The 23539-nt window shown below is 60.3% G+C and carries 25 protein-coding genes and 1 pseudogene; 12 read left to right on the plus strand and 14 right to left on the minus strand.

Annotation, left to right across the window (positions count from 1 at the left end; genetic code table 11):
* Positions 1 to 65 precede the first annotated feature (65 nt).
* Complete coding sequence (locus tag BLU71_RS14460) at positions 66 to 2120, plus strand: S9 family peptidase (protein ID WP_083353358.1); 2055 nt, start codon at positions 66 to 68, stop codon at positions 2118 to 2120.
* Positions 2121 to 2311: 191 nt separating this feature from the next.
* The gene (locus BLU71_RS14465; protein ID WP_042607432.1) at positions 2312 to 2785 is read left to right on the plus strand and encodes a cyclic nucleotide-binding domain-containing protein; all 474 of its coding nucleotides are present in this window, start codon (positions 2312 to 2314) and stop codon (positions 2783 to 2785) included.
* On the opposite strand, the gene BLU71_RS14470 is transcribed toward BLU71_RS14465, so the two are convergent.
* On the minus strand, positions 2782 to 3066 hold the full coding sequence (locus BLU71_RS14470) for a hypothetical protein (RefSeq protein WP_042607431.1): 285 nt from the start codon (positions 3064 to 3066) through the stop codon (positions 2782 to 2784). The genes BLU71_RS14465 and BLU71_RS14470 overlap by 4 nt on opposite strands.
* 81 nt (positions 3067 to 3147) lie before the next feature.
* On the opposite strand from BLU71_RS14470, the gene BLU71_RS14475 reads away from it, so the two are divergent.
* From BLU71_RS14475 to BLU71_RS14490, 4 genes are all read left to right on the plus strand, one after another.
* Positions 3148 to 3834: a spermidine synthase gene (locus BLU71_RS14475; RefSeq protein ID WP_083353359.1), complete on the plus strand. Its 687-nt coding sequence runs from the start codon at positions 3148 to 3150 to the stop codon at positions 3832 to 3834.
* Positions 3835 to 3882: 48 nt separating this feature from the next.
* A complete protein-coding gene (locus tag BLU71_RS14480; protein ID WP_003222612.1) occupies positions 3883 to 4254 on the plus strand; it encodes a YajD family HNH nuclease in 372 nt (123 codons plus the stop codon).
* 129 nt (positions 4255 to 4383) lie between these two features.
* The gene (locus BLU71_RS14485; protein WP_007911337.1) at positions 4384 to 4854 is read left to right on the plus strand and encodes an RNA methyltransferase; all 471 of its coding nucleotides are present in this window, start codon (positions 4384 to 4386) and stop codon (positions 4852 to 4854) included.
* An 81-nt stretch (positions 4855 to 4935) separates the two neighbouring features.
* A complete protein-coding gene (locus tag BLU71_RS14490) occupies positions 4936 to 5313 on the plus strand; it encodes a YgaP family membrane protein (protein WP_042607429.1) in 378 nt (125 codons plus the stop codon).
* A 118-nt stretch (positions 5314 to 5431) separates the two neighbouring features.
* On the opposite strand, the gene BLU71_RS14495 is transcribed toward BLU71_RS14490, so the two are convergent.
* Complete coding sequence (locus BLU71_RS14495; RefSeq protein ID WP_016771232.1) at positions 5432 to 5881, minus strand: YcgN family cysteine cluster protein; 450 nt, start codon at positions 5879 to 5881, stop codon at positions 5432 to 5434.
* Positions 5882 to 6045: 164 nt separating this feature from the next.
* On the opposite strand from BLU71_RS14495, the pseudogene BLU71_RS14500 reads away from it, so the two are divergent.
* Positions 6046 to 6639 (plus strand): annotated as a pseudogene (locus tag BLU71_RS14500) (nitroreductase family protein).
* Between the two features lie 125 nt (positions 6640 to 6764).
* Here the strand turns inward: BLU71_RS14500 and BLU71_RS14505 are convergent.
* From BLU71_RS14505 to BLU71_RS14520, 4 genes are all read right to left on the minus strand, one after another.
* Positions 6765 to 7697: a D-2-hydroxyacid dehydrogenase gene (locus tag BLU71_RS14505; RefSeq protein WP_065617454.1), complete on the minus strand. Its 933-nt coding sequence runs from the start codon at positions 7695 to 7697 to the stop codon at positions 6765 to 6767.
* A gap of 105 nt (positions 7698 to 7802) precedes the next feature.
* On the minus strand, positions 7803 to 8096 hold the full coding sequence (locus BLU71_RS14510) for a YcgL domain-containing protein (protein ID WP_041478850.1): 294 nt from the start codon (positions 8094 to 8096) through the stop codon (positions 7803 to 7805).
* Positions 8093 to 9226: a ribonuclease D gene (gene rnd, locus BLU71_RS14515; protein WP_064362548.1), complete on the minus strand. Its 1134-nt coding sequence runs from the start codon at positions 9224 to 9226 to the stop codon at positions 8093 to 8095. The genes BLU71_RS14510 and rnd overlap by 4 nt, the downstream gene beginning before the upstream one ends.
* 163 nt (positions 9227 to 9389) lie before the next feature.
* The gene (locus tag BLU71_RS14520) at positions 9390 to 11039 is read right to left on the minus strand and encodes a phosphoethanolamine transferase (RefSeq protein WP_083353360.1); all 1650 of its coding nucleotides are present in this window, start codon (positions 11037 to 11039) and stop codon (positions 9390 to 9392) included.
* Positions 11040 to 11441: 402 nt separating this feature from the next.
* Between BLU71_RS14520 and BLU71_RS14525 the strand changes: the two genes are divergently transcribed.
* Together BLU71_RS14525 and BLU71_RS14530 are read left to right on the plus strand one after the other, a co-directional pair.
* Positions 11442 to 12614, plus strand: a complete 1173-nt coding sequence (locus BLU71_RS14525) for a cyanate transporter (protein ID WP_083353361.1) — start codon at positions 11442 to 11444, stop codon at positions 12612 to 12614.
* A 176-nt stretch (positions 12615 to 12790) separates the two neighbouring features.
* Entirely contained in the window at positions 12791 to 13726 is a 936-nt protein-coding gene (locus BLU71_RS14530; protein WP_064362555.1) for a LysR family transcriptional regulator, read from the plus strand.
* A gap of 3 nt (positions 13727 to 13729) precedes the next feature.
* Here the strand turns inward: BLU71_RS14530 and BLU71_RS14535 are convergent, their stop codons facing one another.
* Together BLU71_RS14535 and BLU71_RS14540 are read right to left on the minus strand one after the other, a co-directional pair.
* Positions 13730 to 14095, minus strand: a complete 366-nt coding sequence (locus BLU71_RS14535; RefSeq protein ID WP_064362557.1) for a 5-carboxymethyl-2-hydroxymuconate Delta-isomerase — start codon at positions 14093 to 14095, stop codon at positions 13730 to 13732.
* Between the two features lie 159 nt (positions 14096 to 14254).
* Positions 14255 to 15184 carry a LysR substrate-binding domain-containing protein gene (locus BLU71_RS14540; protein ID WP_042607421.1) on the minus strand — a complete coding sequence of 310 codons (930 nt, stop codon included), beginning with the start codon at positions 15182 to 15184 and terminating at the stop codon, positions 14255 to 14257.
* Between the two features lie 202 nt (positions 15185 to 15386).
* Between BLU71_RS14540 and BLU71_RS14545 the strand changes: the two genes are divergently transcribed.
* Together BLU71_RS14545 and BLU71_RS14550 are read left to right on the plus strand one after the other, a co-directional pair.
* Entirely contained in the window at positions 15387 to 15578 is a 192-nt protein-coding gene (locus tag BLU71_RS14545; RefSeq protein ID WP_016771242.1) for a YegP family protein, read from the plus strand.
* A gap of 160 nt (positions 15579 to 15738) precedes the next feature.
* Positions 15739 to 16260, plus strand: coding sequence for a DUF4142 domain-containing protein (locus tag BLU71_RS14550; RefSeq protein WP_159245214.1), 522 nt, complete (start codon positions 15739 to 15741; stop codon positions 16258 to 16260).
* 16 nt (positions 16261 to 16276) lie between these two features.
* Here the strand turns inward: BLU71_RS14550 and BLU71_RS14555 are convergent, their stop codons facing one another.
* From BLU71_RS14555 to BLU71_RS14565, 3 genes are all read right to left on the minus strand, one after another.
* Positions 16277 to 17254, minus strand: a complete 978-nt coding sequence (locus tag BLU71_RS14555) for an SDR family oxidoreductase (protein WP_083353363.1) — start codon at positions 17252 to 17254, stop codon at positions 16277 to 16279.
* Positions 17255 to 17273: 19 nt separating this feature from the next.
* Positions 17274 to 17504, minus strand: coding sequence for a hypothetical protein (locus BLU71_RS14560; protein WP_064362564.1), 231 nt, complete (start codon positions 17502 to 17504; stop codon positions 17274 to 17276).
* 91 nt (positions 17505 to 17595) lie between these two features.
* On the minus strand, positions 17596 to 19173 hold the full coding sequence (locus BLU71_RS14565) for a histidine kinase famiy protein (protein WP_083353364.1): 1578 nt from the start codon (positions 19171 to 19173) through the stop codon (positions 17596 to 17598).
* Positions 19174 to 19391: 218 nt separating this feature from the next.
* Here BLU71_RS14565 and BLU71_RS14570 point away from each other — a divergent pair, with 218 nt between their 5' ends.
* On the plus strand, positions 19392 to 20381 hold the full coding sequence (locus tag BLU71_RS14570) for a ribonuclease Z (protein ID WP_083353365.1): 990 nt from the start codon (positions 19392 to 19394) through the stop codon (positions 20379 to 20381).
* A gap of 54 nt (positions 20382 to 20435) precedes the next feature.
* Here BLU71_RS14570 and BLU71_RS14575 read toward each other — a convergent pair whose 3' ends face one another.
* From BLU71_RS14575 to chrA, 3 genes are all read right to left on the minus strand, one after another.
* Positions 20436 to 20945, minus strand: a complete 510-nt coding sequence (locus BLU71_RS14575; RefSeq protein ID WP_083353366.1) for a ferritin-like domain-containing protein — start codon at positions 20943 to 20945, stop codon at positions 20436 to 20438.
* A gap of 77 nt (positions 20946 to 21022) precedes the next feature.
* Positions 21023 to 21907, minus strand: a complete 885-nt coding sequence (locus tag BLU71_RS14580) for a manganese catalase family protein (RefSeq protein WP_064362567.1) — start codon at positions 21905 to 21907, stop codon at positions 21023 to 21025.
* Positions 21908 to 22150: 243 nt separating this feature from the next.
* Positions 22151 to 23506: a chromate efflux transporter gene (gene chrA / locus BLU71_RS14585; RefSeq protein ID WP_083353367.1), complete on the minus strand. Its 1356-nt coding sequence runs from the start codon at positions 23504 to 23506 to the stop codon at positions 22151 to 22153.
* Positions 23507 to 23539: the final 33 nt, after the last annotated feature.

Consider the following 23539-nt stretch of genomic DNA (forward strand, 5'->3'; position numbering starts at 1 on the left):
CAGGGATTGCGGCAGTTTCAAATGCTGCGAAAAACCCAATTTGTATATCTGTCCGAGAGCCTTCCATGCCCCAATCCGCCAATGTCATCCCAGCCCCGATTGCCCACCGGGCGCCCGGCGCCGACCCGTATGCCTGGCTGCAGGAGCGCGATACCGACGCGGTGCTCGACTACCTCAAGGCCGAAAACGCTTATCAGGAAGCGCAAACCGCTGATCAGGCCGAACTGCGCGAAAGCCTGTTCAACGAGATCAAGGGCCGGATTCTGGAAACCGACCTGTCCCTGCCCTCGCCCTGGGGCCCCTATCTGTATTACACGCGCACCACCGCCGGTGACGAATACGCCCGGCACTACCGCTGCCCGCGTCCGTCGGACGACAGCCTGACGCTCGACGAAAGCCGCGAACAGCTACTGCTCGATCCGAATGCGCTGGCCAATGGCGGCTTCTTCTCGCTCGGTGCTTTCAGCATCAGCCCCGATCACCAGCGCCTGGCTTACAGCGTCGATGCCTCGGGCGATGAGATCTACACGCTGTTCGTCAAGGAACTGTCCAACGACAAGGTCAGCGAACTCGAATTCGCAGACTGCGACGGCAGCATGACTTGGGCCAACGACAGTCTGACTCTGTTCTTCGGCGTGCTCGACGACACCCATCGCCCGCACAAACTGTTCCGCTATCGACTCGATGGCACCGCCGCCGAAGAGGTTTTTCACGAGCCGGACGGGCGTTTCTTCCTGCATTGCTACCGCGCCAGCTCCGAGCAGCAATTGCTGCTGTCGCTGGGCAGCAAGACCACCAGCGAAGTCTGGGCGCTGGACGCCAATCAGCCGCACCTGCCGTTCGCCTGTCTGGCGCCCCGGGTCGAAGATCACGAATACGACGTCGACCACGGCCTGCTCGATGGCGTCTGGACGTGGTTCATCCGCACCAACCGCGACGGCATCAACTTCGCCCTGTATCAGGCTGCGGATACCGGCGTACCGCCGAGCGAGGCCGACTGGCAGAACCTGATCCCGCACAGCGATGAAGTGATGCTCGACGGCGTCAGCCTCAACACCGAGGCGGTGACCTTGAGCCTGCGTGAAGGGGGTCTGCCGATCATCGAAGTTCATCCGCAGGGCCAAGCTTCATATCGCGTGCAACTGCCAGATGCGGCCTACAGCCTCCATGTGCAAAACAGCCTGGAGTTCGAGAGCGATCGCATTCGGCTGCGCTACGAAGCGTTGAATCGCCCGGCCCAGGTGCGCCAGTTGATTCTCGCCACGGGCGAGCAAACGGTGCTCAAGGAAACCCCGGTGCTCGGCCCGTTCGATGCCGATGCCTATGTCAGTCAGCGCCTGTGGGCCACCGCCCCGGACGGCACGCAGGTGCCGATCAGTCTGGTGATGAAGCGCGAGATGGTCGGCAAACCCGTGCCGCTGTATCTGTACGGTTACGGTGCCTACGGCTCCAGCCTCGATCCGTGGTTTTCCCACGCGCGCCTGAGCCTCCTCGATCGCGGCATGGCCTTCGCCATCGCCCACGTACGCGGCGGCGGCGAGCTGGGCGAAGCCTGGTATCGCGCCGGCAAGCAGGAACACAAACCCAACACCTTCAGCGACTTCATCGCCTGCGCTGAGTTTCTGCTGCTCAACGGCATCACCACGGCGGACAAACTGGCGATCAGCGGCGGCAGCGCCGGTGGCCTGCTGATCGGCGCGGTGCTCAATCAGCGTCCGGACCTGTTCGGCGTGGCGATTGCCGAAGTGCCGTTCGTCGACGTACTCAACACCATGCTCGACCCAGAACTGCCGCTGACCGTCACCGAATACGACGAATGGGGCAACCCGGAAGAACCGGACGTCTATGATCGGATCAAGGCTTATGCGCCGTACGAAAACGTCACCGCGCAGGCTTATCCACCACTGCTGGTAATCGCCGGCTACAACGACAGCCGTGTGCAATATTGGGAAGCAGCCAAGTGGGTAGCGAAATTGCGCGCGACCAAGACCGACGCCAACCTGCTGCTGCTCAAGACCGAACTGGGCGCCGGGCATGGCGGCATGAGCGGGCGCTATCAGGGATTACGTGACGTAGCACTCGAATATGCGTTTGTGTTCAAGGTTTTGCAGATGGCCTGAGGAACTCTGCGGGTGGCCTGGGTCTTAACAGCAGACCCAACGCCTCCACCGATTCCCCTGTGTAGGAGCTGCCGAAGGCTGCGATCTTTTGATTTTTTAACAGCAAGATCAAAAGATCGCAGCCTTCGGCAGCTCCTACACAAGGAACGTGTGATACCCGGAAAATGTGAAAACAAAAAGACCGCATCGACATGTCCGAACCGACCTTCCTGAACAACGAAATCCGCGACTGGCTGATGGACTGTGGCCTGTTCGATCAATTGCAGCTGGCCGACTTCGCGGCAGCTTCCGGCTACTTCAGCATCAGCACCGTGGCTGAAGGCGAAGCGATTTTTCGCGAGGGCGATGCCGGCAGTTTCATGTGCATCATCCACACCGGCCAGGTCGCCGTGCAGAAAACCGGCGTCGACGGTCAGGTCATCACCATGGCCACCCTGCGCAGCGGCCGTGCCTTCGGTGAAATGGCCGTGCTCGATGGCGAACGGCGTTCGGCCACGTGCATCGCGGCAAGCAACTGTCAGTTGCTGAACCTGGGCAAGGACTCGCTGGAAAAAATGCTCAACGACGCACCAAAAATCGCCGCAAAGATCATCCGCGCCCTTGCCGTCTCGCTGTCCAAACGCCTGCGCATGGCCGACGGTCAATTGGCTGCGCAACAGGTTTAACCGCCGGGGGATTTAGCCTTGTTGCCGTTCGGCTCGATACCCGGCACCGGTTGATCCTTGCTCGGCGGGCTGGGCATTTCGATCGGCACCAGCGGCGGGCTGCCACTGCCGGCGCCCGACTTGGGCAGGGTAATCGGGGTGATCTGCGGATACGGCGTCGGCGTCGCGGTGCCGGGCGAGCCGGGTTGCGGCGTCGGACTGACCGGAATGCTCTGCTGGGCCTGCGCAGCAGTAATCGCGAGCGCGGCCAGGGTAATGACCGTTAGAATGGTGCGCTTCATCAAGGGCTCCGTTTGGCCTTTAGTCTGTGCTCAGGCTACTCCCAACGCGCCTGCTTGCCTTCCCCCCCTTTAGAGATTTCCATGAAACGTTTCGTTCTGCTCGACACCACCCCGATCCCCGAAAACGGCGGTGCCCTGTGCCTGTTCGAGTATGGCGAGGACTTCGTCATCAAGATCCAGGGCGGCGACGGCGGGCAATTAATGAACACGCGCATGCACGGTTCCGAAGACGCATTGGCCGAGATTCCCTGCCGCAAGGTCGCCGGCCGGCCGAATTCGCGCGTGCTGATAGGTGGCCTGGGCATGGGCTTCACCCTCGCCTCGGCACTCAAGCATTTGGGCAAGGCCGCCGAAGTGGTGGTCGCTGAGCTGGTGCCCGGCGTGGTCGAGTGGAATCGCGGCCCGCTCGGAGAAAAGTCCGGCCGGCCATTGCTCGATCCGCGAACGGTGATCCGCATGGAAGACGTCGCCAAGGTGCTGCAAAGCGAGCCGAACGGGTTCGACGCGATCATGCTTGATGTCGACAACGGCCCTGAAGGCCTGACCCAGAAAGCCAACAGTTGGTTGTACTCGGCCGCTGGTCTGAATGCCTGCGCCAAGGCCCTGCGTCCCAAAGGCGTGCTGGCGGTGTGGTCGGCCAGCGCTGATCGGCAGTTTTCCGACAAATTGAAGAAGGCCGATTTCAAGGCCGAAGAAGTCCAGGTCTTCGCCCACGGCAACAAGGGCACCCGCCACACGATCTGGATTGCCGAGAAGCTCAAGGGCTGAGCTAAACTCTGCGCATAACCGTCATCAGTCTTTTACAAAGGTGAACCCATGAGTTCGTCCACCCCCACCAACACGTCGAAGCTGGACCGCATCCTCGCCGACAACCAGCGCGACAAGGAAATGGGCTACCGCGACAAAGCCCTGAAGATGTACCCGCACGTCTGCGGCCGCTGCGCCCGCGAGTTCTCCGGCAAACGCCTGAGCGAACTGACCGTGCACCACCGCGACCACAATCACGACAACAACCCGCAGGACGGCTCGAACTGGGAGCTGTTGTGCCTGTATTGCCACGACAACGAGCATTCGCGTTACACCGACCAGCAGTATTTCGGCGACGGCTCGCTGAGCACACCGAAAATCGCCAAGGCCACGCATAACCCGTTTGCGGCCCTCGCTGGCCTGATGAAAAAAGAAGATTAAAAGCAAAGTTCGCAGCCTTCGGCAGCTCCTACACGGTGTACGCCATTAGACTGTAGGAGCTGCCGAAGGCTGCGATCTTTTGATCTTATCCCCGTATAATCGCCCTCTTTTCCCGAAGGCACCCCGCTCGTGGCAGACAAACGGTACAGCTGCATTGGTTTGTATAATCCCAAATCACCGGAGAACGTCGGTTCGGTGATGCGCGCCGCAGGCTGTTATGGCGTGGCCTCGGTGTTCTACACCGGCAAGCGTTATGAACGCGCCGCCGATTTCGTCACCGACACCAAGCGCGTGCACTACGACATCCCGCTGATCGGCATCGACGACCTGAAAAAAATCCTCCCGCTCAACTGCGTGCCCGTCGCTGTGGAACTGGTGGAAGGCGCCCGCCCATTGCCGGAATACACCCACCCCGACCGCGCGCTGTACATCTTCGGTCCGGAAGACGGTTCGCTGGATAAAGAGATTCGCGACTGGTGCGAAGACGTCGTGTACATCCCGACCACCGGCTGCATGAACCTCGCCGCTACGGTCAACGTCGTGCTTTACGACCGCATGGCCAAAGGCCTGAACACCCGCTCCGGGCCGAAATTCCGCTGAAGCGTCGCACATTCGATGGAACAAGCTGACCGCCCCGGCAGTCAGCTTATCTATCAATCGCACCCTGCCTGGAGATAGATCATGAGCGAGCTCAAACGCGTAGAACGCATCGAATCCACCCCGTTCCAGTCGCCTTCGCACAAGAACGTGCACGGCTGGGAACGCGTCGGCTCGTTGACCGGCGGCGTGCTGATGGTCGGCAAGGGCCTGCGCCGTGGCGGCGTGTTCGGCCTGATTCAAGTGGCGCTCGGCGGCATGGCCGTGGCCCGCGGCATCACCGGCCATTGCTCGGCGAAAAGCCTGTTGGAGAAAGGTCGTCAGGACATGAACAACGTACGGGCGAAGATCGAACGCGCCGGGGAAGAACTGAGCAAGCTGAAAACCAACGCCGAAGTTGCCACGGAAACGGCGACCGTTACCGGCAATGATTCGCTGACCTCGCCGAAAGCCGGCGTTTGATCCAAATAATGCGTTGAGGCGAATTACGCCATCGCGAGCAGGCTCACTCCTACAATTGAAACGCGTTCACCTGTAGGAGTGAGCCTGCTCGCGATAGCGGTTTCGAATCCCTTCACCATCAGCCCGCGCGAAAAATCAGGTGATCTTCCCAGTCATCCTCCGGCACGCTGCCTTCGGCGAGCATGCGTCCGGATTGGGAAATTCGCTCGTGGTGCACAGCATCGCGATCACCGCACACCAGGTGATGCCATAACGGCAGATCCTTGCCTTCGCTGACCAGACGATATCCGCAGGTCGGCGGCAGCCATTTGAATTCTTCCGCCTGCCCAGGGGTGAGCTGGATGCAGTCAGGGACAAACTTGATCCGGTTCGGATAATCGCTGCACTGACAGGTCTTCAGATCCAGCAGTTTGCAGGCGATGCGCGTGTAATAGACGCTGTTGTCTTCTTCATCCTCGAGCTTTTGCAGGCAGCACAGGCCGCAGCCGTCGCACAGCGATTCCCATTCCTCGTGATCGAGTTGATCGAGGGTTTTGCGTTTCCAGAACGGTTCGACAATGGCGGCCATGGTTCAAGCATCAACATCAAGGTGGTGAAAAGGCCGCCAGTCTAGTGCCAGCGGGCGCGGTGGCCAAGCGCTGGCGACTGTCGGTAAATCCGCTTGTCAGCCCCAGCGCCGCCCAGTAGGGTTTTGCAGCGAACTTCTCCCCATCCGTTGCAAGGAATCCGTGCATGAGTGCCAACCCTCGCGTTGCCGATTACGCCATTCACCCGCAGTTCACCGAGCGCTGGTCGCCCCGCGCTTTTAACGGCGAAGCGATCCCTGAAGAGACCTTGCTGAGCTTCTTCGAAGCCGCGCGCTGGGCGCCGTCGGCGTACAACTCGTAACCGTGGCGTTTTCTCTATGCACGCCGCGATACGCAGAACTGGCAGCGTTATCTGGGCCTGCTCAACGAATTCAACCGCAGCTGGGCGCAGCATGCTTCAGCGCTGGTGATCGTGATTTCGAAGACCACTTTCGTGGCACCGGGCGCTACCGAGGAAACCCCGGCGCTTTGGAGCACGTTCGATACCGGCTCGGCGTGGGGCCATCTGGCGCTGCAGGCGAGCCTCAGCGGCTGGCACACCCACGGCATGGCCGGTTTCGATCAGGAGCTGACCCGCAAGGAGCTGAACATTCCTGAGGAATATGCCCTGCATGCGGCGGTGGCGGTGGGCAAGCTCGGTGACAAGGCAACCCTGGCCGAGTACCTGCAAGCCCGCGAAACGCCGAGCCCGCGTCGTCCGCTGAGCGAGCTGGTGGCCGAAGGAGATTTCACTTTATAAGCCACGCCATAAAACCACTGTAGGAGTGAGCCTGCTCGCGATGACGCCGTGTCAGTCGACATCAATGTTGACTGACACGCCGTCATCGCGAGCAGGCTCACTCCTACAAGGGGTACCGCGCAGAATCAGTAACCTCGGGTGAAATCCACTTCCCCACGCAACGCCTCACCCGCCTCATACGCCTTCAGGTTCTGCACAAACAAATCCACCATCAGCGCCGGCGACGTTGGTGCCGAGCTGTGCCCGGTCAGCAGCAAGCCCCACGCGGTCCAGAATGGATGGCGTTGCGGCAATGGCTCCTGACGGCAGACGTCAATCACCGCACCGGCCAGGTGCCCTTCCTTCAAGGCCTCGACCAGATCGGCATCGACCACCGCGACACCGCGCCCGGCGTTGATGAACAACCCGGTCGGCTTGAATTGCTTGAACAGCGCTGCGTCGTAGATATCGTGGGTGTGTTCGGTGTTCGGCAGCAGGTTGACCACGTAATCCACCTCGCCCACCAGACGCGGAAGATCGGCCAGCGCGCCGACTTCGACGAACGGCGCCTGTGCGCGGGCGCTGCTGGCGATGCCGTACAACTCGACGCCGAATGGCAGGAGAAATTGCGCGACACTCTGGCCGATGTCACCGGTGCCGACGATCAGCACCTTGCGCCCGACCAGACTCTGACCGCTGCGGTTGTCCCACTTGCGCTCGACCTGGCTGACCAGCCGCGCCAGCACTTCGCGCTCATGGCCGAGGATGTAGGTCAGCACGTATTCGGCCATGACCTGACCGAAAATCCCCACCGCACGGGTCAGGCGATAATCGCGGCGCAAGCCGTCGGCGAGCAGCGGCGTGATACCGGCCCAGGTCGATTGCAGCCATTGCGGTTGATGGCCCTGGCGCAGCAGGGTCGCCAGCAGGTCCGGCTGGCCCAGCCAGACCGGGCAATCGGCGGCCTGACGCGCCAGTTCGGCGGAGTCGCCGCTGGTCAGGACTTCAAGCTCGGGCAGTGCCTGACGCAGCAGTCGGGCGTATATCGCGTGGTCGTGTTCGGCAATCAGAACGCGCATCTTCAAACCTTTCGCAAACCGTGCAGACGGCCGCCGGGATCGGGCCGGCCATCGCGGTAAAAACAGTTCCAGGGTTAACCGAGGCCCAGGACAGGGCCTCGCGGGTCAGACCGGGTCGTTGCGTCGCAGCAACTCTTCGGGCAAGTGCTCGATGTACTCGTCCTCGGCCGGTGGCATTTGCAGGTGATAGCCCTGCTTGTCGAGGTTTTCCAGGACCACGGTGATGTCTTCGCTGGCCAGCTTGCGCTCGGGCGACAACACCAGATCGAAGGAATGCTTCGCTTTGCCGAAAGCCGTCATCAGCGCTTCCGGCACGCGCTCGAGCGCATCGCTCTTGAGCACATAGAGATACATGCCGCTGCGCTTGGAGCTTTGGTAGATGGAGCAAATACGTTTCAAGGCTGTTCTCCGGCGGTGGACAGGCTGTCGAGCAGCTTCTGACCGAGCAATTCGCGGCGCCAGCCACGCAGCGAATCGGGCAATTGGTAAGGCCCCTCGGGGAAGCCGCTTTTGACCAGGGCTTCGAGGGTTTTCTTGCGCAGCATCAGTTCCGGGGCGATCCCGAGGCGTTCGGCCTCGGCCTGACCCAGCGCGCGCAGTTGCTTGATCAACGCAGCAGCTTCGATCGGCAACGGCTCCGGCACTGCCGGTGGCCATTGATCAGGGCCCACACTGCCAGAGCGCTTGATCAGATCAAGCAGAAACTGGCCGTCCTGACGCACGGTACGCGGGTGCATGTCTTCGATCTTGCCCAGCGCCGCGAGGTTATCCGGCTGCGTGCGGGCCAAGGGCCACAGCGAGTGTTCACGAACAATGCGGTTACGCGGCAAGTCACGGGCGCGGGCTTCTTTTTCGCGCCAGGCGCACAGCTCACGCAGCACGGCCAGTTGCGCGCGGGACAGCTTCCACGCCAGTTTCGCCTCGCGATAGACCTCGTAAGGATCGGTTTCGCGGCGCAGGTTGGCGACCAGTTCGGCGCCATCTTCCAGTACCCAGGCGAACTTGTCGTCGGACAGCTTGGGCCGCAACTCGACGAACACCTCGGCCAGATGCACGGCGTCTTCGGCGGCATAGCTGATCTGGGTTTCGGACAACGGACGCTGCAACCAGTCGGAGCGGGTTTCACCCTTGGGCAGGTCGATGCCGAGCACTTCCTGCACCAATCGCGAGTAGCCCATGGAAAAACCGAGGTTCAGGTAAGCGGCGGCCAGTTGCGTGTCGAACAGCGGCGCCGGCAGGCTGCCGGTCAGGCGCAACAGCACTTCGAGGTCTTCGCTGCAGGCGTGCAGGACTTTGAGGACCGCCGGGTTTTCCAGCAACGCGGCCAGCGGTTGCCAGGCGTTGATGGTCAGCGGATCGATCAGGTAGGCGCGTTTACCGTCGCCGATCTGCAACAGGCCGGCAATCGGGTAGAAGGTGTCGACCCGCATGAATTCGGTGTCGAGGGCAACGAACGGCAGTTGCTGCCACTCGGCGCAAAACTGCGCGAGGCTTTCGTTGTCGCGAATCCAGTGAATATCGATAGCCACACGGCTCTCCCTTGAAGAATGGCGCGCAGTATATATCGCCACTGGCGATTTACGCGCCTTTGAAGGGCAAGAGCTGTAAGGAAATGTCTTGCCTGCCAGCAAGAATAGTCTGACAGCGGAAACAGAAAGGCCCGTCGCATCAGCGCGACGGGCAGGAAATGCCTCACTGCTTGGCCAGTACGCCGTCGATCACCGCGCCGCGACAGCCGGCAAACATGTCCAGCGCCGGCTGGTACACGCTGCTGCGCACCTCGAGCAGGCCAAGCATGGAGTGGAACAGGTTGTCCTGACTCAGCGGCTTGTCGCGGCTCAGTTGCAGGCAATGCGTATCGACCGAGTAGGCTTTCTGATAGCTGTCGGAGAACCACGCCAGCATCGCTACATGCTTCTGCTGCTCGGGCGCCAGCATGTACGGCGTGCCGTGCAGAAACAGGTTGTATTCGCCCAGCGATTCACCGTGATCCGACAGATAGAGCATGGCGGTGTCGACTTTGTCCTGATTGCTGCGCAGCACATCGATCAGGCTCGCCAGCACATGATCGGTGTAGACCAGCGTGTTGTCGTAACCGTTGACGATACTTTCGCGGCTGCAATTGTTCAGCGCGTTACTCTCACAGACCGGGGTGAAGTGTTCGTACTCCTTGGGATAACGCTTGAAGTAATCCGGGCCGTGACTGCCCATCTGGTGCAGAACCAGCACCGTGTCTTTATCCAGGTGATCGATAAAGCTCTGCAAACCCTGCAGGAGGATTTCATCGCGGCATTCGCTGTTGGCGCACAACGCCGGGTCCTGCAATTTGCTGACATCCTGCACCGTGACCCGGTCGCAAGTGCCTTTGCAGCCGGACTGGTTATCGCGCCAGATCACATCGATGCCGGCGCGCTTGAGCACATCGAGCAAACCCTCTTCATTCTTGGCCTTGCTGGCGTTGTAATCCTTGCGGCCCATGTTGGAGAACATGCATGGCACCGAGATCGCGGTCTCCGTGCCGCAGGAATGCACATCGGTAAAGGCGATCAGCCCCGCCTCTTTGTCCAGTTGCGGCGTGGTGTCCCGGTCGTAACCGAGAATGCCGAAGTTCTGCGCCCGCGCACTTTCCCCGACCACCAGCACGGTCAGCGATTTGCGGGGCCGGAATTGCAAGTCGGGATTGCGCTGGGCATCTACGCCAATCTTGATGAACGGCTGCTGTGCCGAGACGACTTGCTCTTGCAGGTAGCCGAGGGACGCGCCGATGTAATTGCTCGGCACCAGCATCAGGCGAATTTCATGATGGTTGCGAAACAACGAAGACAACCCCTGATAGTTGGCCAGTGCCACGACACCGATCACCGCCGCAGAGGCGACACTGACAATAACTTTGCTGAACAACTCACGATGCCAGCGCCGATAAGTGACCGGCACTTTCCATAACATCAAACACGGCAAAATACCCAGCAAGACAATATAGGCAAACAACTTCATTGAAAGCAGATCACGCACTTCCGTCGCATTGGTTTCAGCGAGGTTTCGCAACATGCCGGCATCGATCATCACGCCGTATTGGCTCATGAAATAAGCCACGCCAGCGCTGATTAAAAACAACAGGGTCAATAACGGTTTGAGCAGGGGGCGGAAAGCGAACAACGTCAGGACAATATTGAACGCGGCGAAGATCATCACGCCGAACGCCAGGCGCAGGACGCTGCCCTTGCCATCGGCGGCGGTTATCTCGAACAGATGTTGCCAGAGCACTAGGTTGAAACCGAGCAACAAAAAGGCGCTGGCGAACAACGTCACCCATTCCGGGCGCACGGCTTTTAACTTCAACATGATGAGTGACTGTTCCTGAAAGAAGAGCCTCGTCACTTGTGAAAATTTCATTCACCGAGGCATGACAAACTTTAGGCAGCCATGGATCAATTTTTCGTGAAAAAGATGCTAATGATTAGTTGCCTTCGGGCATTGTTCTGGAAGTTTGCGCGTATTTGCGAATGGTTCAGGTTTCATTCAGTTAATTGCCCAGCTACGCCCCCCCTGTAGGAGTGAGCCTGCTCGCGATAGCGGTGTGTCAGTCAATATTTATTCATCTGATACATCGCTATCGCGAGCAGGCTCACTCCTACACGGGGATGCGGTGTTATCGAGTTTTCAGGTCTGGCGCGGGATTTTCTGATTTGCCGATCTGCGCGACGCGACGCCTAATCATCAGCTTCCGCAATCGAAGGCCTGCTGATGAATCATCACCGCCCCGCCGCTTGGCTGATGTTCGCGATCATCCTTGTCGCACTTAATCTGCGCACATCAATGGCCGCCGTGGGACCGTTGCTGTCGGCGATCCGTGGCGATATCCCGTTGAGCTTCGGCGCTGCCTCCCTGCTGACGATGTTGCCGGTCATGGCCATGGGGCTGGCGATGTTCTTCGGCCTGAGCGTCAGCCAGCGCTTCGGCGAACAGCGCACGGTGCTGCTGTCGTTGCTGATCATCGGGCTGGCGACGCTGTCGCGGTTGTTTATCGATTCGGCTCTTGCGCTGATCCTCAGCGCCATAGTGGCCGGCATCGGCATCGCCATGATTCAAGCGTTGATGCCGGCGCTGATCAAGTCGCGCTTTCCCGACAAAGTAGCGTTATGCATGGGCGTCTACGTGACGTCGATCATGGGCGGCGCGGCGATTGCCGCATCATTGGCGCCACTGGTGATGGTGCAGACCGGCAACTGGCGCGCAGGGCTGGCCGTTTGGGCCGCGCTGGCGGTGCTCGCCTTGCTGGTCTGGGCTCTACAGCCCGCGCGTGCCATATCAAGAGGGATCAAGCGGGAGTCTGTTATCACCCGCCGTCGCGCCTGGTTGCTGGCGATTTTCTTTGGGCTCGGTACGGCGTCCTACACCTGTGTCCTCGCCTGGCTCGCCCCGTACTACGTGGAAAAGGGCTGGAGCGAACAACACGCCGGGCTGCTGTTGGGTTTTCTCACAGCGATGGAGGTCATTTCCGGCTTGGCGGTGCCTGCGATTGCCAACCGCAGCCGTGATCGACGCGCAATATTGGCGGCTCTGCTGTTACTGATCATCGGCGGTTTCTGCGGGCTGATTCTCGCACCGGCGCAGCTGGCCCTGCTCTGGCCGTGTCTGTTGGGACTGGGTATTGGCGGTCTGTTTCCGATGAGCCTGATCGTCGCGCTCGATCATTGCGACGACCCGCAGCAGGCCGGTGGCCTCACTGCATTTGTGCAGGGTATCGGTTACCTGATCGCTGGCCTCTCGCCGCTATTGGCAGGGACAATTCGTGATCGGCTGGGCAGTTTTGAAGGCGCGTGGTGGGCGCTGACTGCGGTGATGGTGAGCATGTTGCTGATGGTCGTGCGCTTCAATCCTCGCCATTACACACGTCACTTGCCTTGCCCGGGCTAGAGGCCTCTGGCCATCTTTTCCGCACGAAATAGGCAACGTCGTGTTACTAAAAGTTTCTGTCCCACATGTGTCCGTGAAATGTCCTACGAGGGTTTCTCCTGGCACCATCGTTCCGCTAGGATCGTACGCACACGTTTGCGCGAATTCTGCGCAAGGGGCACAGCGAGACGGAACTCATGCTGAACAGTAATTTGCTTCGCAAGCTCGACATGCAGGATTTGATGGTATTTGTTGCTGTGTATGAGCAGAGCAGTGTCACCGATGTCTCGGAAACCCTGTTTGTCAGTCAGTCCACTGTCAGTTATTGCCTGAAGAAACTGCGCACCAGTTTCGAAGACGAATTGTTCATCAACACCCGCACGGGCATGCGCCCGACTTACAAGGCCTGCAGCATGTACGGCCATGTGCAGAAGATCCTCGAAAGCATCAACCTCTGCCACGCCGGAGCACCGGCCTTCGACCCGAGCCGGCAGGCGGTGACCTTCAACATCTGCGCCCCGGAATATTTCGAGCAGTTGATCCTGCCGCGCCTGTTGAAGCGCTTCGACTTCGACGATTTGCCGGTGATGGTCAACATGCACAAGTTCGAAACCGACGTGCCCGCCGATGAGTTACGCGACGGCTCACTCGACCTGGTGATCAGTTTCGGCCCGCACTTTCATCGCCAGCATGCGGATCTGAAATCGCGGATGTTGCTTGAAGATGACCTGGTCTGCGTCTTCGACAAGCGCGCCACGCCATTGGAACCGCGTTTGAGCCTGCAAGCATTTACCGAGCGTCGGCATGTGTTCCCGACGCCGTGGACATCGAGCACCAACATGGTCGACGGCTGGCTGGCGCGCCAGGCGCAGAAACGCCAGATCGTCGCGCGATCAAACAGCTACAGCGCCGCGTTGAAGATGATCACCGGCACTGACTTCATCCTCACCCTGCCCCGGCGCATCCAGCGTTTGCTGACCAATGACGCGGTATTCAAACACTGCGAGGCACCCAACGGTTTGCCGGGCTTCACCCTCGATATGCAGTGGAGCCAGAACGTCGATCAGGACAGCGCCAATGTCTGGCTGCGCGAGCAGGTGATTCAGGTGTGCAGCGAGCTGGAAAGCGCCTGAGCCTCAGATGCCGATCGCGGTCTTGCTGTAGGACTCGCGATCGATGTCGAGCAGTTCGACGCACAGTTGCACTTCGAGCCCGGCCGGCCATTCGCAGAGCTCCTGCAACACCGCCAGCAGGCTTTGCGACAACTGCTTCTTGATTTCTGCCGAGCGCCCGCTGAGCAAGGCCAGCTTCACATGGACGAAGGCACGCTCGCCGAGAGCCGTGCCGACCTTGAAGTGTTCGACCTTGATCGCGCGGCTCTTGATATCGAACTCCGCCCCGAACTGACCGGAACCGACCAGGGTGTTGTTGAGCCTGATCAGGGCAATGTCGGCGTTCAACTGCGTCAGGTTGGCGGTGTATTCCATGTGCAGGTGTGGCATTGCGGATCTCCAGTCGGGGGGTGCGGGGGCGTACGTATAACACATGCGAATCAGCGGACTTTCTGATGGAACTGTCGAGTGGAACGAGGCTGCGAGCTTTTGATCCTTCATTTGAAGATCAAAATCAAAAGATCGCAGCCTCGTTTCACTCGACAGTTCCTACAAGGGATCGTGGCGCTCAGTTGGCCGTTCGCTCATGAATGCTTCCAGTCGCGAACGCAGCCAGCGTTCGGCCGGGTCGCTGTCGACATGACTGAGCCAGACCATCGACAGGTCCAGCGTCGGCGTCTTGAACGGAAACGGTTCCTGGAACAGCGCCCCGGACGCCGCCATCGCCGCTGCGGTGTAGTCCGGCAGGCTGGCGATCAGGTCGGTGCCCGCCAGCAGCGCCGGCAGCGCGCTGTACTGCGGCACCGACAACACCACCTGGCGCGTCCGGCCCAGCTCCGCCAGCCATTCATCGGCATAGCCACTGACGTTGGCCGTGTGCGACACCAGCACATGCGGGCGAGCGCAATATTCGTCGAGGGTCAGCGGCGTATCAGAGGCGTCGGCGCGCAGGATGCTCGGCTGGATATGCCGCAGCAGTTTGCGTTTGGCGTTGGCCGGCAGGCCACGGGTCTGGCTGATGCCGACGGTGATATCGCCAGCCGCGAGAAGATCGGGAATCCGCCAGTAATCGACATGCTGCACGACGAACACCACGTTCGGTGCTTCTTGGCGCAGAGCGCGCAACAGCGGCGGCAGGAGGCCGAATTCGACGTCATCGGACAGGCCGATGCGAAAGGTCATGGTGCTGGTGGCGGGGTCGAAATCGCGGGTCAGGCTCAGCGCCGCCGACAGTGAGTCGAGTGCCGGTTTGAGATGGCGGTAAATATCTTCGGCACGGGCCGTCGGTTCCATGCGATGACCGACGCGGATGAACAGCGGGTCGTTGAGCATCGTGCGCAAACGGTTGAGCGCCGAGCTGATGGTCGGCTGGCCGAGGAACAGCTTCTCCGCCGCGCGGGTCACGTTGCGTTCGAGCATCAGAGTCTCAAACACCACCATCAGGTTGATGTCGGCCTTGCGAAGTTCATTGCGGTTCATCCATTGCCCCTGCTCCCCGGAATAGCGGCAGTGTAGAAAGGCCTTGGGCATTGCGTCCATAAACGTTTCCGAGACAGCGTTGCAGAAACATCCGCGAACGATTGGAAACAAATCCGCGATAGCCAAAAAAACCCTCTGCGCTAGGCTTGCGTCGATGCGCCACACAGGTTGGCGCGCCTATCGATCGCAGGGAGCGAACCGTATGTATTTCGAAATCTACCGACAAACCCGAGGCACCCCGAGCACCGGCAAAGGCCAATGGCGCTGGCGCCTGCGCGCGCGCAACCACGAGACGGTGGCCAGTGGTGAGTCGTACGTGAACAAGGCCGATTGCCTGCATGTGATCAACCTGATCAAAGCCGTACAGGGCGAGACGCCGATCAAGGAGATTTGAGCCAGGCGACCGTCCTTGTTGTTTCTGGAAAGACGGGCCGTTGGTCGCCATTCAGAACGGTTGCTGAATACCCATCCGCTATGCTCATCAAAGGTGCATGTGCTGCAATTGTTGCTGCCATGCACCTGACCGTCCATTGATCCCGCAGAGGTTACGCGCGATGAAATCACTTGCCGCAATCTGCCTTGCAATACTGGCCCTGAGCGCCCAGCCCGGCCACGCGGACACCCTCGATGCTTTCGTCGAAGAAGCGGCCCAGCAGAGCCTGTTCCAGAACAACAGCGCACATATCGCGCTGGAAAAGGCCACCCTGCCCGAGGTCAAAGCGTTCGCCAGACAAATGATTGCCGACCATGAGCGTTTCGATAAACAGCTCCGGCAGTTGGGGGAGAGCCAACGCATGGCGGTGCCGACAGAACCTTCAGTAGCCTCGAAAGCCAAGCAACTGCGCCTCGAGTCTCGCGACGATTCCTTCGACCGTATCTACATCGACAGCCAGGCCGAAACCCTCGAGCAAAAACTGATGCTGTTCAAGAAAGAAGCCATGTCGTCGCAAGATCCGCAGCTCAAGGCTTTCGCTCAAGCAGTCTTGCCGGGCATTGAAAAACAGGCGAAAACTGCTCGGGACCTGCAGGAAAAACTCAAACCGTCAGCGGGCGCGCTGAAGTCCGTCAACCCTTGAGCGAACCGCGGAACGATCAAAACTGCAAAAGAATCACACCCACCAATACGGCGATTACCGCAGATACCGCCATCACTTGGGTCGAGGTGAACGCCAGCGCCGCCTCCTTGGAACGGCCGACGCAGCGGCCACGAATCTGATGTAAACCTGGCTGCGCTTCGAACAGGTTGTCCGGGTGCTCGTTGTCCTCAGGTTCACTGGTCTGCTGACCGGTCCAGGCGCTGCGCGCCAGCAAACGATCCAGCAAACCTGGCATGACCGACTGGCCGATGATCGCCTTGATCGTCGACCATCCCAGCCACAACTCTCGCGGCGGGTGTTTGACCACGCTGAAAATCGCTCGCGCTGCCACGTCCGGGTCATGGATCGGCGGCACAGGTTGCGGGCGTCTGGGCAATTTGTTGCGTGCCCAGTCGAACTGCGGCGTGTTGATCGCCGGCAGTTGCACCATGCACACGCGGATACCGCTGCGCTCATGCAGTAACTCGCAGCGCAACGCGTCGGTAAAACCGCGCACGGCGAATTTTGCCCCGCAGTAAGCGGCCTGCAACGGAATGGCGCGATATGCCAGCGCCGAGCCGACCTGAATGATCAGCCCCTTGTTGCGCGGGCGCATCAACGACAGCGCTGCCAACGTGCCGTGGACGGTGCCGAGATAGGTCACCTGGGTGACGCGCTCAATCTCGGCGGCGGACAATTGCTCTATCGGCGAGAGCACTGTGACCATCGCCGCATTGATCCACACCGTCAAAGGCCCGAGCCTGGCTTCCATTTGCTGCGCGGCCTCCTGCACGGCAAGCGCATCGGCAACGTCGACGCTGACGGCAGCCACCTCGACCCCATACATTTCCAGCTCCTGTTGCGTAGCGGCCAATCCTGCGGGATCGCGCGCCAGCAAGCCGATGCTATACCCGCCAGCGGCAAACCGATGCGCCACCGCGCGCCCGACGCCAGCACTGGCGCCGCTTATCACCACCAAAGGTTGCTCCTGCATGAACCGTCCTCGTTGACGCTCAGTCAATCGGCCCGATATTGATCATCAGGTCGTCACCCAGCCCTTGCACCTTGGCCAGCACATCCACCGGCGTTTCGCTGGAAAAATGCACGACATAGCCCATGCCGCTGCCGTCCTCTTCGATCGCGCTGACCCACAGCTCGACCTCGTCGGCGTCTAGCCCCAGCGCCTGGCCAAACTGACGGTTGCGGTGATCGGAATCGGTTTCGTCCATCGGGTAATCGCTCATGACCAACATCTCCTCGGGGATCAGTCCCCTCACTGGTTGCTCAATGGGGTCTTAAGGATGGACGCCTGCCGCGCGACGACAGTTCGTTTTTTTAATCGAGCATCGAGCGCAGCTTGCGCAACAGGTCCACCGGCGCGTAGGGCTTGGCGATCAATTCGAATTCATTGTCAGTCAGCTCCTCCGGCGTCGACTCGTCCGCGCAGTACCCGGTCGTGAGCAGGATTTTAATGGCCGGATAGCGTTGGCTGACTTCCCGCGCCAGTGCCAGCCCGTTCATCTCGCCAGGCATGACCAGATCGGTGAATACCAGGTCGTATTCGCTACTCTGCAGCACGACCAGTGCCTCGCTCGCATCTGCAACGAGGTCAGTGTGATAACCCTGTTCGGACAATACAAAGCGCGCCAGTTCAGCGACTTCGGCGCGGTCCTCGACGATCAGGATGCGCTCGGTACCCTTGAGGTTTTCGGCGGCGTAAGGCGCACCAGTTGCCGATGGCTGACTGTCGTCCGCCGGGAAGAACAGGCGCACCGTAGTGCCGAGTCCCGGCGTCGATTCGATTTTGACCACGCCGCCGGATTGCTTGACGAAGCCGTAGACCATCGAAAGCCCGAGACCGGCACCGTTGCCTTCTTCTTTGGTGGTGAAAAAAGGCTCCATCACTTTGTCGAGATCGTCGGCGGCTATGCCCACGCCGTTATCGGCAACCGCGATGCAGACGTAACGCCCCGCCGCCAGTCCGGCCTGATGCGGATCCGTCGGATCCGGTACATCGACGTTGCGGGTCTGCACGGTGATCGCAGGTTGCTGCTGGTCAACCAGCGCATCGCAGGCGTTGGAGAGCAAATGGTTCAGCGCCATCTCCGCCTGCGCCGGGTCGAGGCGGCAATTCCACAAATCCTCGGCCAACTCAAATTGCGGCTCCAGATCGCAGGATTCCGGTGCCGGCAGCGTTGACCGCTCGAGCAAGGCATTGAGATTGATCACCCGGCCCTCAAGCCGTTGCCGCCGGGAAAACGCCAGCAGATGCTGAGTCAGCAGACGGGCTTTTTCCGCCGCCGCACGGGCGTGACCGGCGCCGACCACGATGCGCTGCGGGTCGATGCTCGGGCGTTTGGCGGTGTGCTGGATCAGCTCGATGTAGCCGATCATCACTTGCAGCAGGTTGTTGAAATCGTGGGCGATGCCACCGGTCAACTGCCCCAGTGCTTCCATGTTCTCGCTGTAACGCAAACCGTCCTCGGCGTCACGGCGTCGGCTGACGTCCATTTGCGAGGCGAAGAAATACACCAGTTGCCCGCGCTCGTTGAATAACGGCGCGATAAACAGCTCGTTCCAGAACGATGAACCGTCCTTGCGATAGTTGAGCACTTCCACGCAGGTTTCGTGGTGATGTCTCAACGCTTGTTTGACCTGTTGCAACACGGCGCGATCGGTCTGCTCGCCTTGCAGAAATCGGCAGTTGCGCCCGAGCACCTCTTCCCGCTCGTAGCCACTGAGTTCAAGAAAGGCATTGTTGGCAAAAATAATGGGATCATCGGCCTGCGCAGGATCGGTGACGATCATGGCCATGCGGCTGACCTGCACCGCCGCGAAGAACACATCTTTGCGCTCTTGCGAAAGGACCGCCACATCGGCTCGGTCGACGATCGGCCTGGAATTTCTAGGCAAGTTGACCTCCGCTGAGTTACTTCCGTTTCGCTGAGACCACCATCACCGATCGGAGTGCCGCGATCGAACGCCGACAGCGCAGGTGTCCGATGAGTTGCCGCAGACTGTCGAGGGATCCGAAGCGTGTCGCTGATTGTCGAAAGCACACCGAGCACTGCACGCGGTTATCGCGTTCGGCAGCCTGCATAGTCAAATCCGAACCGCCAGGGAGAACCACCGTGGATTTGTTGTTTCTGGGCACGTCAGCCGGCGTGCCGACCCGCCAGCGCAATGTCAGCGCCACCGCATTGATCGCGTCTGCGGGCAAGGGCTGGTACCTGATCGATTGCGGTGAAGGCACCCAGCATCAGGTGTTGCGCACACCGCTGTCGCTGAGCGAGCTGCGGGGGATTTTCATCACCCACGTGCATGCCGATCACTGCCTCGGCCTGCCGGGGTTGCTGGCGAGCACGGGCATGTCGGGGCGCACGCGGCCGCTGGATATTGTGCTGCCGACAGCGCTGCATCCGTGGCTGAGAATGAGCCTTGAGGTGACGCAATCGCACCTGCCCTTTGAGATCAACCTGCACGCCGTGGAAACGCTCACAGAGTGGCGCAACGTCAACGTTCAAGTGCAGACCGTCGAGCTGTCCCACCGTGTGCCGTGTCATGGTTATGTATTTACCGAGTCCGATCCGGAGCCGCGTCTGGACGTGCAGCGCCTCGAGGCCGAAGGCATAGAGCGCGGCCCGCTCTGGGGTCAGCTGGCCCATGGTCAGGACGTAGAGCACAACGGGCAGTTGTTGCATGCGCGGGATTACTTGCTCAGCTCACGACCTGATCGGCGCATCATTGTCTGCGGCGATAACGATCGCCCGGCACTGCTGGCCGAAGTGGCGCAATCGGCGGATGTGCTGGTGCATGAAGCGACATTCGTGCAAGCAGCGATCGACCGCGCTCGCGCCAGTTACGGCCACAGCAGCGCCGCCGCTGTCGCCGGTTTTGCCGAGTCCGCCGGCGTACGCAACCTGGTGCTGACGCATTTCAGCGCGCGCTATCAGGCCAATCCGGCTTTGAGTCCGTCGATCGAAGATGTGCGTAGTGAAGCGGCGTCGCTGTATCACGGCCAACTGATTCTGGCGCGTGACCTGCAGCGTTATCACCTGGATCGGTCGGGACATTTGCAGCCGGTGGCGACTGAGCGCAAACCGCTGCAGGTCGTGCCATAATCCGCTACCGCTACCGCGTCCGCCCGGCTGACAGGCGGACGCTGGCACGCGGGCTTACTTCTTGGCTTCCTTGTCCGGATCCGCCGAGCGTTCGAGAAACGCTTCTGTCAGTTGCGGCAGGTGCTTGAGCAGCCATTCAGCCATGGCCACTTCCTGCGGCAGAATCTTTTCGCAGGCCTTCTGTGTCTGCTTGTCCCCCGCCGCTTTCGCCGCTGCAATAAGCACGGTGTAACTGGCGATTTCCATGTTTTCGAATACATAACCGGCCATGGCGCCCTTGATCACCTCGTCGCTCATCAAGGAGCCGCCGACGGCCTGACCGAACGCCATCAGCTTGCCGCCCAGGTCTTTGATCGTCGACGAATCACCGCCCAGGCGTTGCAGGCATTCGTCGATGAGTTTCTGCTGGCCGAGGGTTTCTTCGATGTGCTGATCAATGCGCGCCTTGAGCTTCGGGTAATGCTCCAGACGCTTGGACTGCGCCTTGAGCATCTGCTCGGCCTGTTGCTCCATGGCGTGGGCGTCACGCAGCCAGTCGAGCAGATTTTCCTGTGGAGTAGCCATTGTCGAGTCCTCTTCTTGATGATTTCCCAATGATCAACCGGGGCGCGCCGTCGCATGTCAGGCGCGCCCCACGTGCCTCACAACCCAGGCTTGGCTTGCGCGCCGGAGCCCAGATCCGCTCCAGTGACCGGCTCGCTGTTGGGGTCGGACATGGTGCGCATCTTCATGTTTTCCAGCAGCGCTTCGTCGGCGCTGTCCAGTTGCACGGTGGCCAGACCATCGCCGCCGTCGACTGCTGGCGTCGGGTCTTCGACAAACTCCCAATCGTCGCCCTGGTTCCAGGGACCGCGCATGCTTTCGGTGCCTTGCGACATGTTGAAGTAAACGTTGGTGAACTCCGGCATACCCGGCAGTTTGCCTTGCGGGAAATTGGGCTGGATCGAGTGCAGGGCTTTTTCGAAGGACAATTGGTGGGCAATCTCGCGGGTCATCAGAAAGCCCAGCGCCTCTTTTACGCCGGGATCATCGGTCACGTTCATCAAGCGCTCATAGACGATCTTCGCCCGAGCTTCGGCGGCGATGTTGGAGCGCATGTCGGCGGTGGGCTCGCCGATGGTATCGACGTACGCCGCTGTCCACGGCACGCCGGCCGAGTTGGTCAACGGCGAACCGGCACCGTAGAGCAGGCTGGTGATGTGCGAGTCATTGCCGTTGCCATTGAGCGAGCGATACAATTCGCCCTCCTGCTCGACGCCTTCGGCCATCCGGCCTTTTGCGCCTTTGTTGAGCATGACGATGATCGAGCCAATGATCTCCAGGTGACTGAGTTCTTCAGTGGCGATGTCCATCAGCAGGTCTTTGCGTCCCGGATCTTCCTCGGCCAGGGCTTGAGTGAAATAGCGCGAAGCCGCCGCCAGTTCACCTTGTGCGCCGCCAAATTGCTCGAGCAACAGATTGGCCAGCCCCGGATTGGGCTCGGCAACACGAACGGTGTATTGAAGTCGCTTGTTATGTAGAAACATGACAAATCTCCTCAGTCGGATAAGCGTGGCAAGTCGTCGGGTGAAAGCCTGCCTACCCTTTTGTGAAGCATTGTCTTTGCGGAAATTTCAAAAAAATTGCGGTAACAGGACAAATGGTTTGAACCGTATGGGCAAGTGAAACGGCGGCTTGCCGCTGGTACGACTCGCACTTGGTTAAATGGAACCAATGACAAAAGATCGGGTTGTCCGCCCGCGATTTCAATCTGGCCGGGTCTGCCTGGCTCAACGCAGCAAATGCACCAGCAACCCGATCAGCGCACAGCCCAGCAGCACCTGAATCACCCCGCGCTTGAAGCGAAACAGCGCAATGGCCGCGGCAATGGCAATCAATGCCGACGGCCAGTCCAGGCTGCCGCTGAAGCCCTGCGGCCAGAGCAGGTGGTAGCCGAAGAAACACGCCAGATTGAGAATCACGCCAACCACCGCGGCGGTGATCGCGGTCAGCGGTGCAGTGAATTTGAGTTCATCGTGGGTCGACTCCACCAGCGGGCCGCCGGCGAGGATGAACAGAAATGAGGGCAGAAAGGTGAACCACGTCACCAGCGCAGCGGCGACCGCGCCGGCGAGAAACACCTGATCGGCGCCAAACACCTGCGACACATAAGCCCCGACAAACCCGACAAACGCCACTACCATGATCAGCGGTCCGGGGGTGGTTTCGCCCAGCGCCAGGCCGTCGATCATCTGCGTCGGCGTCAGCCAGCCGTAGTGACCGACGGCGCCCTGATAGACATAGGGCAGCACCGCATACGCCCCGCCAAAGGTAAGCAGCGCAGCTTTGGTGAAGAACCAGCTCATCTGCGTCAGCGTGCCATGCCAGCCAAACAGCGCAGTCAACACGCCCATCGGCAATGCCCATAGCGCGGCGCCGATCACGGCGAGCATCGCCAGTTTCGTCCAACTGAAGCGGGCATGTGCTGGCGATGGCGTGTCGTCATCGATCAATGCCGGGCCGAAAGACTTGTTCGCCGCGCTATGCCCGCCGACCCTGAACTTCTCAGGCGCCAGTCGACCGCCGAAGTAGCCGATCACCGCCGCGCCCAGCACGATCAGCGGGAACGGCACATTGAGCACAAAAATCGCGGTAAACGACGCCGCCGCAATCGCCCACAGCCAATTGTTCTTCAGCGCCCGCGAACCGATGCGATGCGCCGCCTGCACAACAATGGCCGTTACCGCAGGCTTGATCCCATAAAACAAACCGGCCACCACCGGTACTTCACCGAAAGCGATGTACAGCCAAGAGAGGAAAATAAGGATGAACAGCGACGGCAACACAAACAACGCACCGGCCACAATCCCGCCCCAGCTTCGATGCATCAACCAGCCAATGTAGGTCGCCAGCTGCTGCGCCTCCGGCCCGGGCAGCAACATGCAATAGTTCAACGCGTGCAGAAAACGCCGCTCGGAAATCCACCGCCGCCGCTCGACCAACTCCTGGTGCATGATCGAAATCTGCCCGGCCGGCCCGCCGAAACTGATAAACCCCAGCTTCAACCAGAACCAGAACGCGTCGCGCAAACTCACGGCCTGCGGCTTCACCTCGCCACCATCCGCCAACGGCTGAACTTCACTCATCGAGCTGTCCTTTAGTGCAGTCGGCAGGTTGTA

The sequence above is a fragment of the Pseudomonas moraviensis genome (assembly GCF_900105805.1).
Taxonomy (GTDB): Bacteria; Pseudomonadota; Gammaproteobacteria; order Pseudomonadales; family Pseudomonadaceae; genus Aquipseudomonas; species Aquipseudomonas moraviensis_A.

Bases quoted from the DNA above. Each gene is read 5' to 3' on its own strand.
- BLU71_RS14460 (WP_083353358.1), top strand. From the start codon at position 66: ATGCCCCAATCCGCCAATGTCATCCCAGCCCCGATTGCCCACCGGGCG.
- BLU71_RS14465 (WP_042607432.1), top strand. From the start codon at position 2,312: ATGTCCGAACCGACCTTCCTGAACAACGAAATCCGCGACTGGCTGATG.
- BLU71_RS14470 (WP_042607431.1), bottom strand. From the start codon at position 3,066: ATGAAGCGCACCATTCTAACGGTCATTACCCTGGCCGCGCTCGCGATT.
- BLU71_RS14475 (WP_083353359.1), top strand. From the start codon at position 3,148: ATGAAACGTTTCGTTCTGCTCGACACCACCCCGATCCCCGAAAACGGC.
- BLU71_RS14480 (WP_003222612.1), top strand. From the start codon at position 3,883: ATGAGTTCGTCCACCCCCACCAACACGTCGAAGCTGGACCGCATCCTC.
- BLU71_RS14490 (WP_042607429.1), top strand. From the start codon at position 4,936: ATGAGCGAGCTCAAACGCGTAGAACGCATCGAATCCACCCCGTTCCAG.
- BLU71_RS14495 (WP_016771232.1), bottom strand. From the start codon at position 5,881: ATGGCCGCCATTGTCGAACCGTTCTGGAAACGCAAAACCCTCGATCAA.
- BLU71_RS14505 (WP_065617454.1), bottom strand. From the start codon at position 7,697: ATGCGCGTTCTGATTGCCGAACACGACCACGCGATATACGCCCGACTG.
- BLU71_RS14520 (WP_083353360.1), bottom strand. From the start codon at position 11,039: ATGTTGAAGTTAAAAGCCGTGCGCCCGGAATGGGTGACGTTGTTCGCC.
- BLU71_RS14525 (WP_083353361.1), top strand. From the start codon at position 11,442: ATGAATCATCACCGCCCCGCCGCTTGGCTGATGTTCGCGATCATCCTT.
- BLU71_RS14530 (WP_064362555.1), top strand. From the start codon at position 12,791: ATGCTGAACAGTAATTTGCTTCGCAAGCTCGACATGCAGGATTTGATG.
- BLU71_RS14535 (WP_064362557.1), bottom strand. From the start codon at position 14,095: ATGCCACACCTGCACATGGAATACACCGCCAACCTGACGCAGTTGAAC.
- BLU71_RS14540 (WP_042607421.1), bottom strand. From the start codon at position 15,184: ATGAACCGCAATGAACTTCGCAAGGCCGACATCAACCTGATGGTGGTG.
- BLU71_RS14545 (WP_016771242.1), top strand. From the start codon at position 15,387: ATGTATTTCGAAATCTACCGACAAACCCGAGGCACCCCGAGCACCGGC.
- BLU71_RS14550 (WP_159245214.1), top strand. From the start codon at position 15,739: ATGAAATCACTTGCCGCAATCTGCCTTGCAATACTGGCCCTGAGCGCC.
- BLU71_RS14555 (WP_083353363.1), bottom strand. From the start codon at position 17,254: ATGCAGGAGCAACCTTTGGTGGTGATAAGCGGCGCCAGTGCTGGCGTC.
- BLU71_RS14560 (WP_064362564.1), bottom strand. From the start codon at position 17,504: ATGAGCGATTACCCGATGGACGAAACCGATTCCGATCACCGCAACCGT.
- BLU71_RS14575 (WP_083353366.1), bottom strand. From the start codon at position 20,945: ATGGCTACTCCACAGGAAAATCTGCTCGACTGGCTGCGTGACGCCCAC.
- BLU71_RS14580 (WP_064362567.1), bottom strand. From the start codon at position 21,907: ATGTTTCTACATAACAAGCGACTTCAATACACCGTTCGTGTTGCCGAG.
- chrA (WP_083353367.1), bottom strand. From the start codon at position 23,506: ATGAGTGAAGTTCAGCCGTTGGCGGATGGTGGCGAGGTGAAGCCGCAG.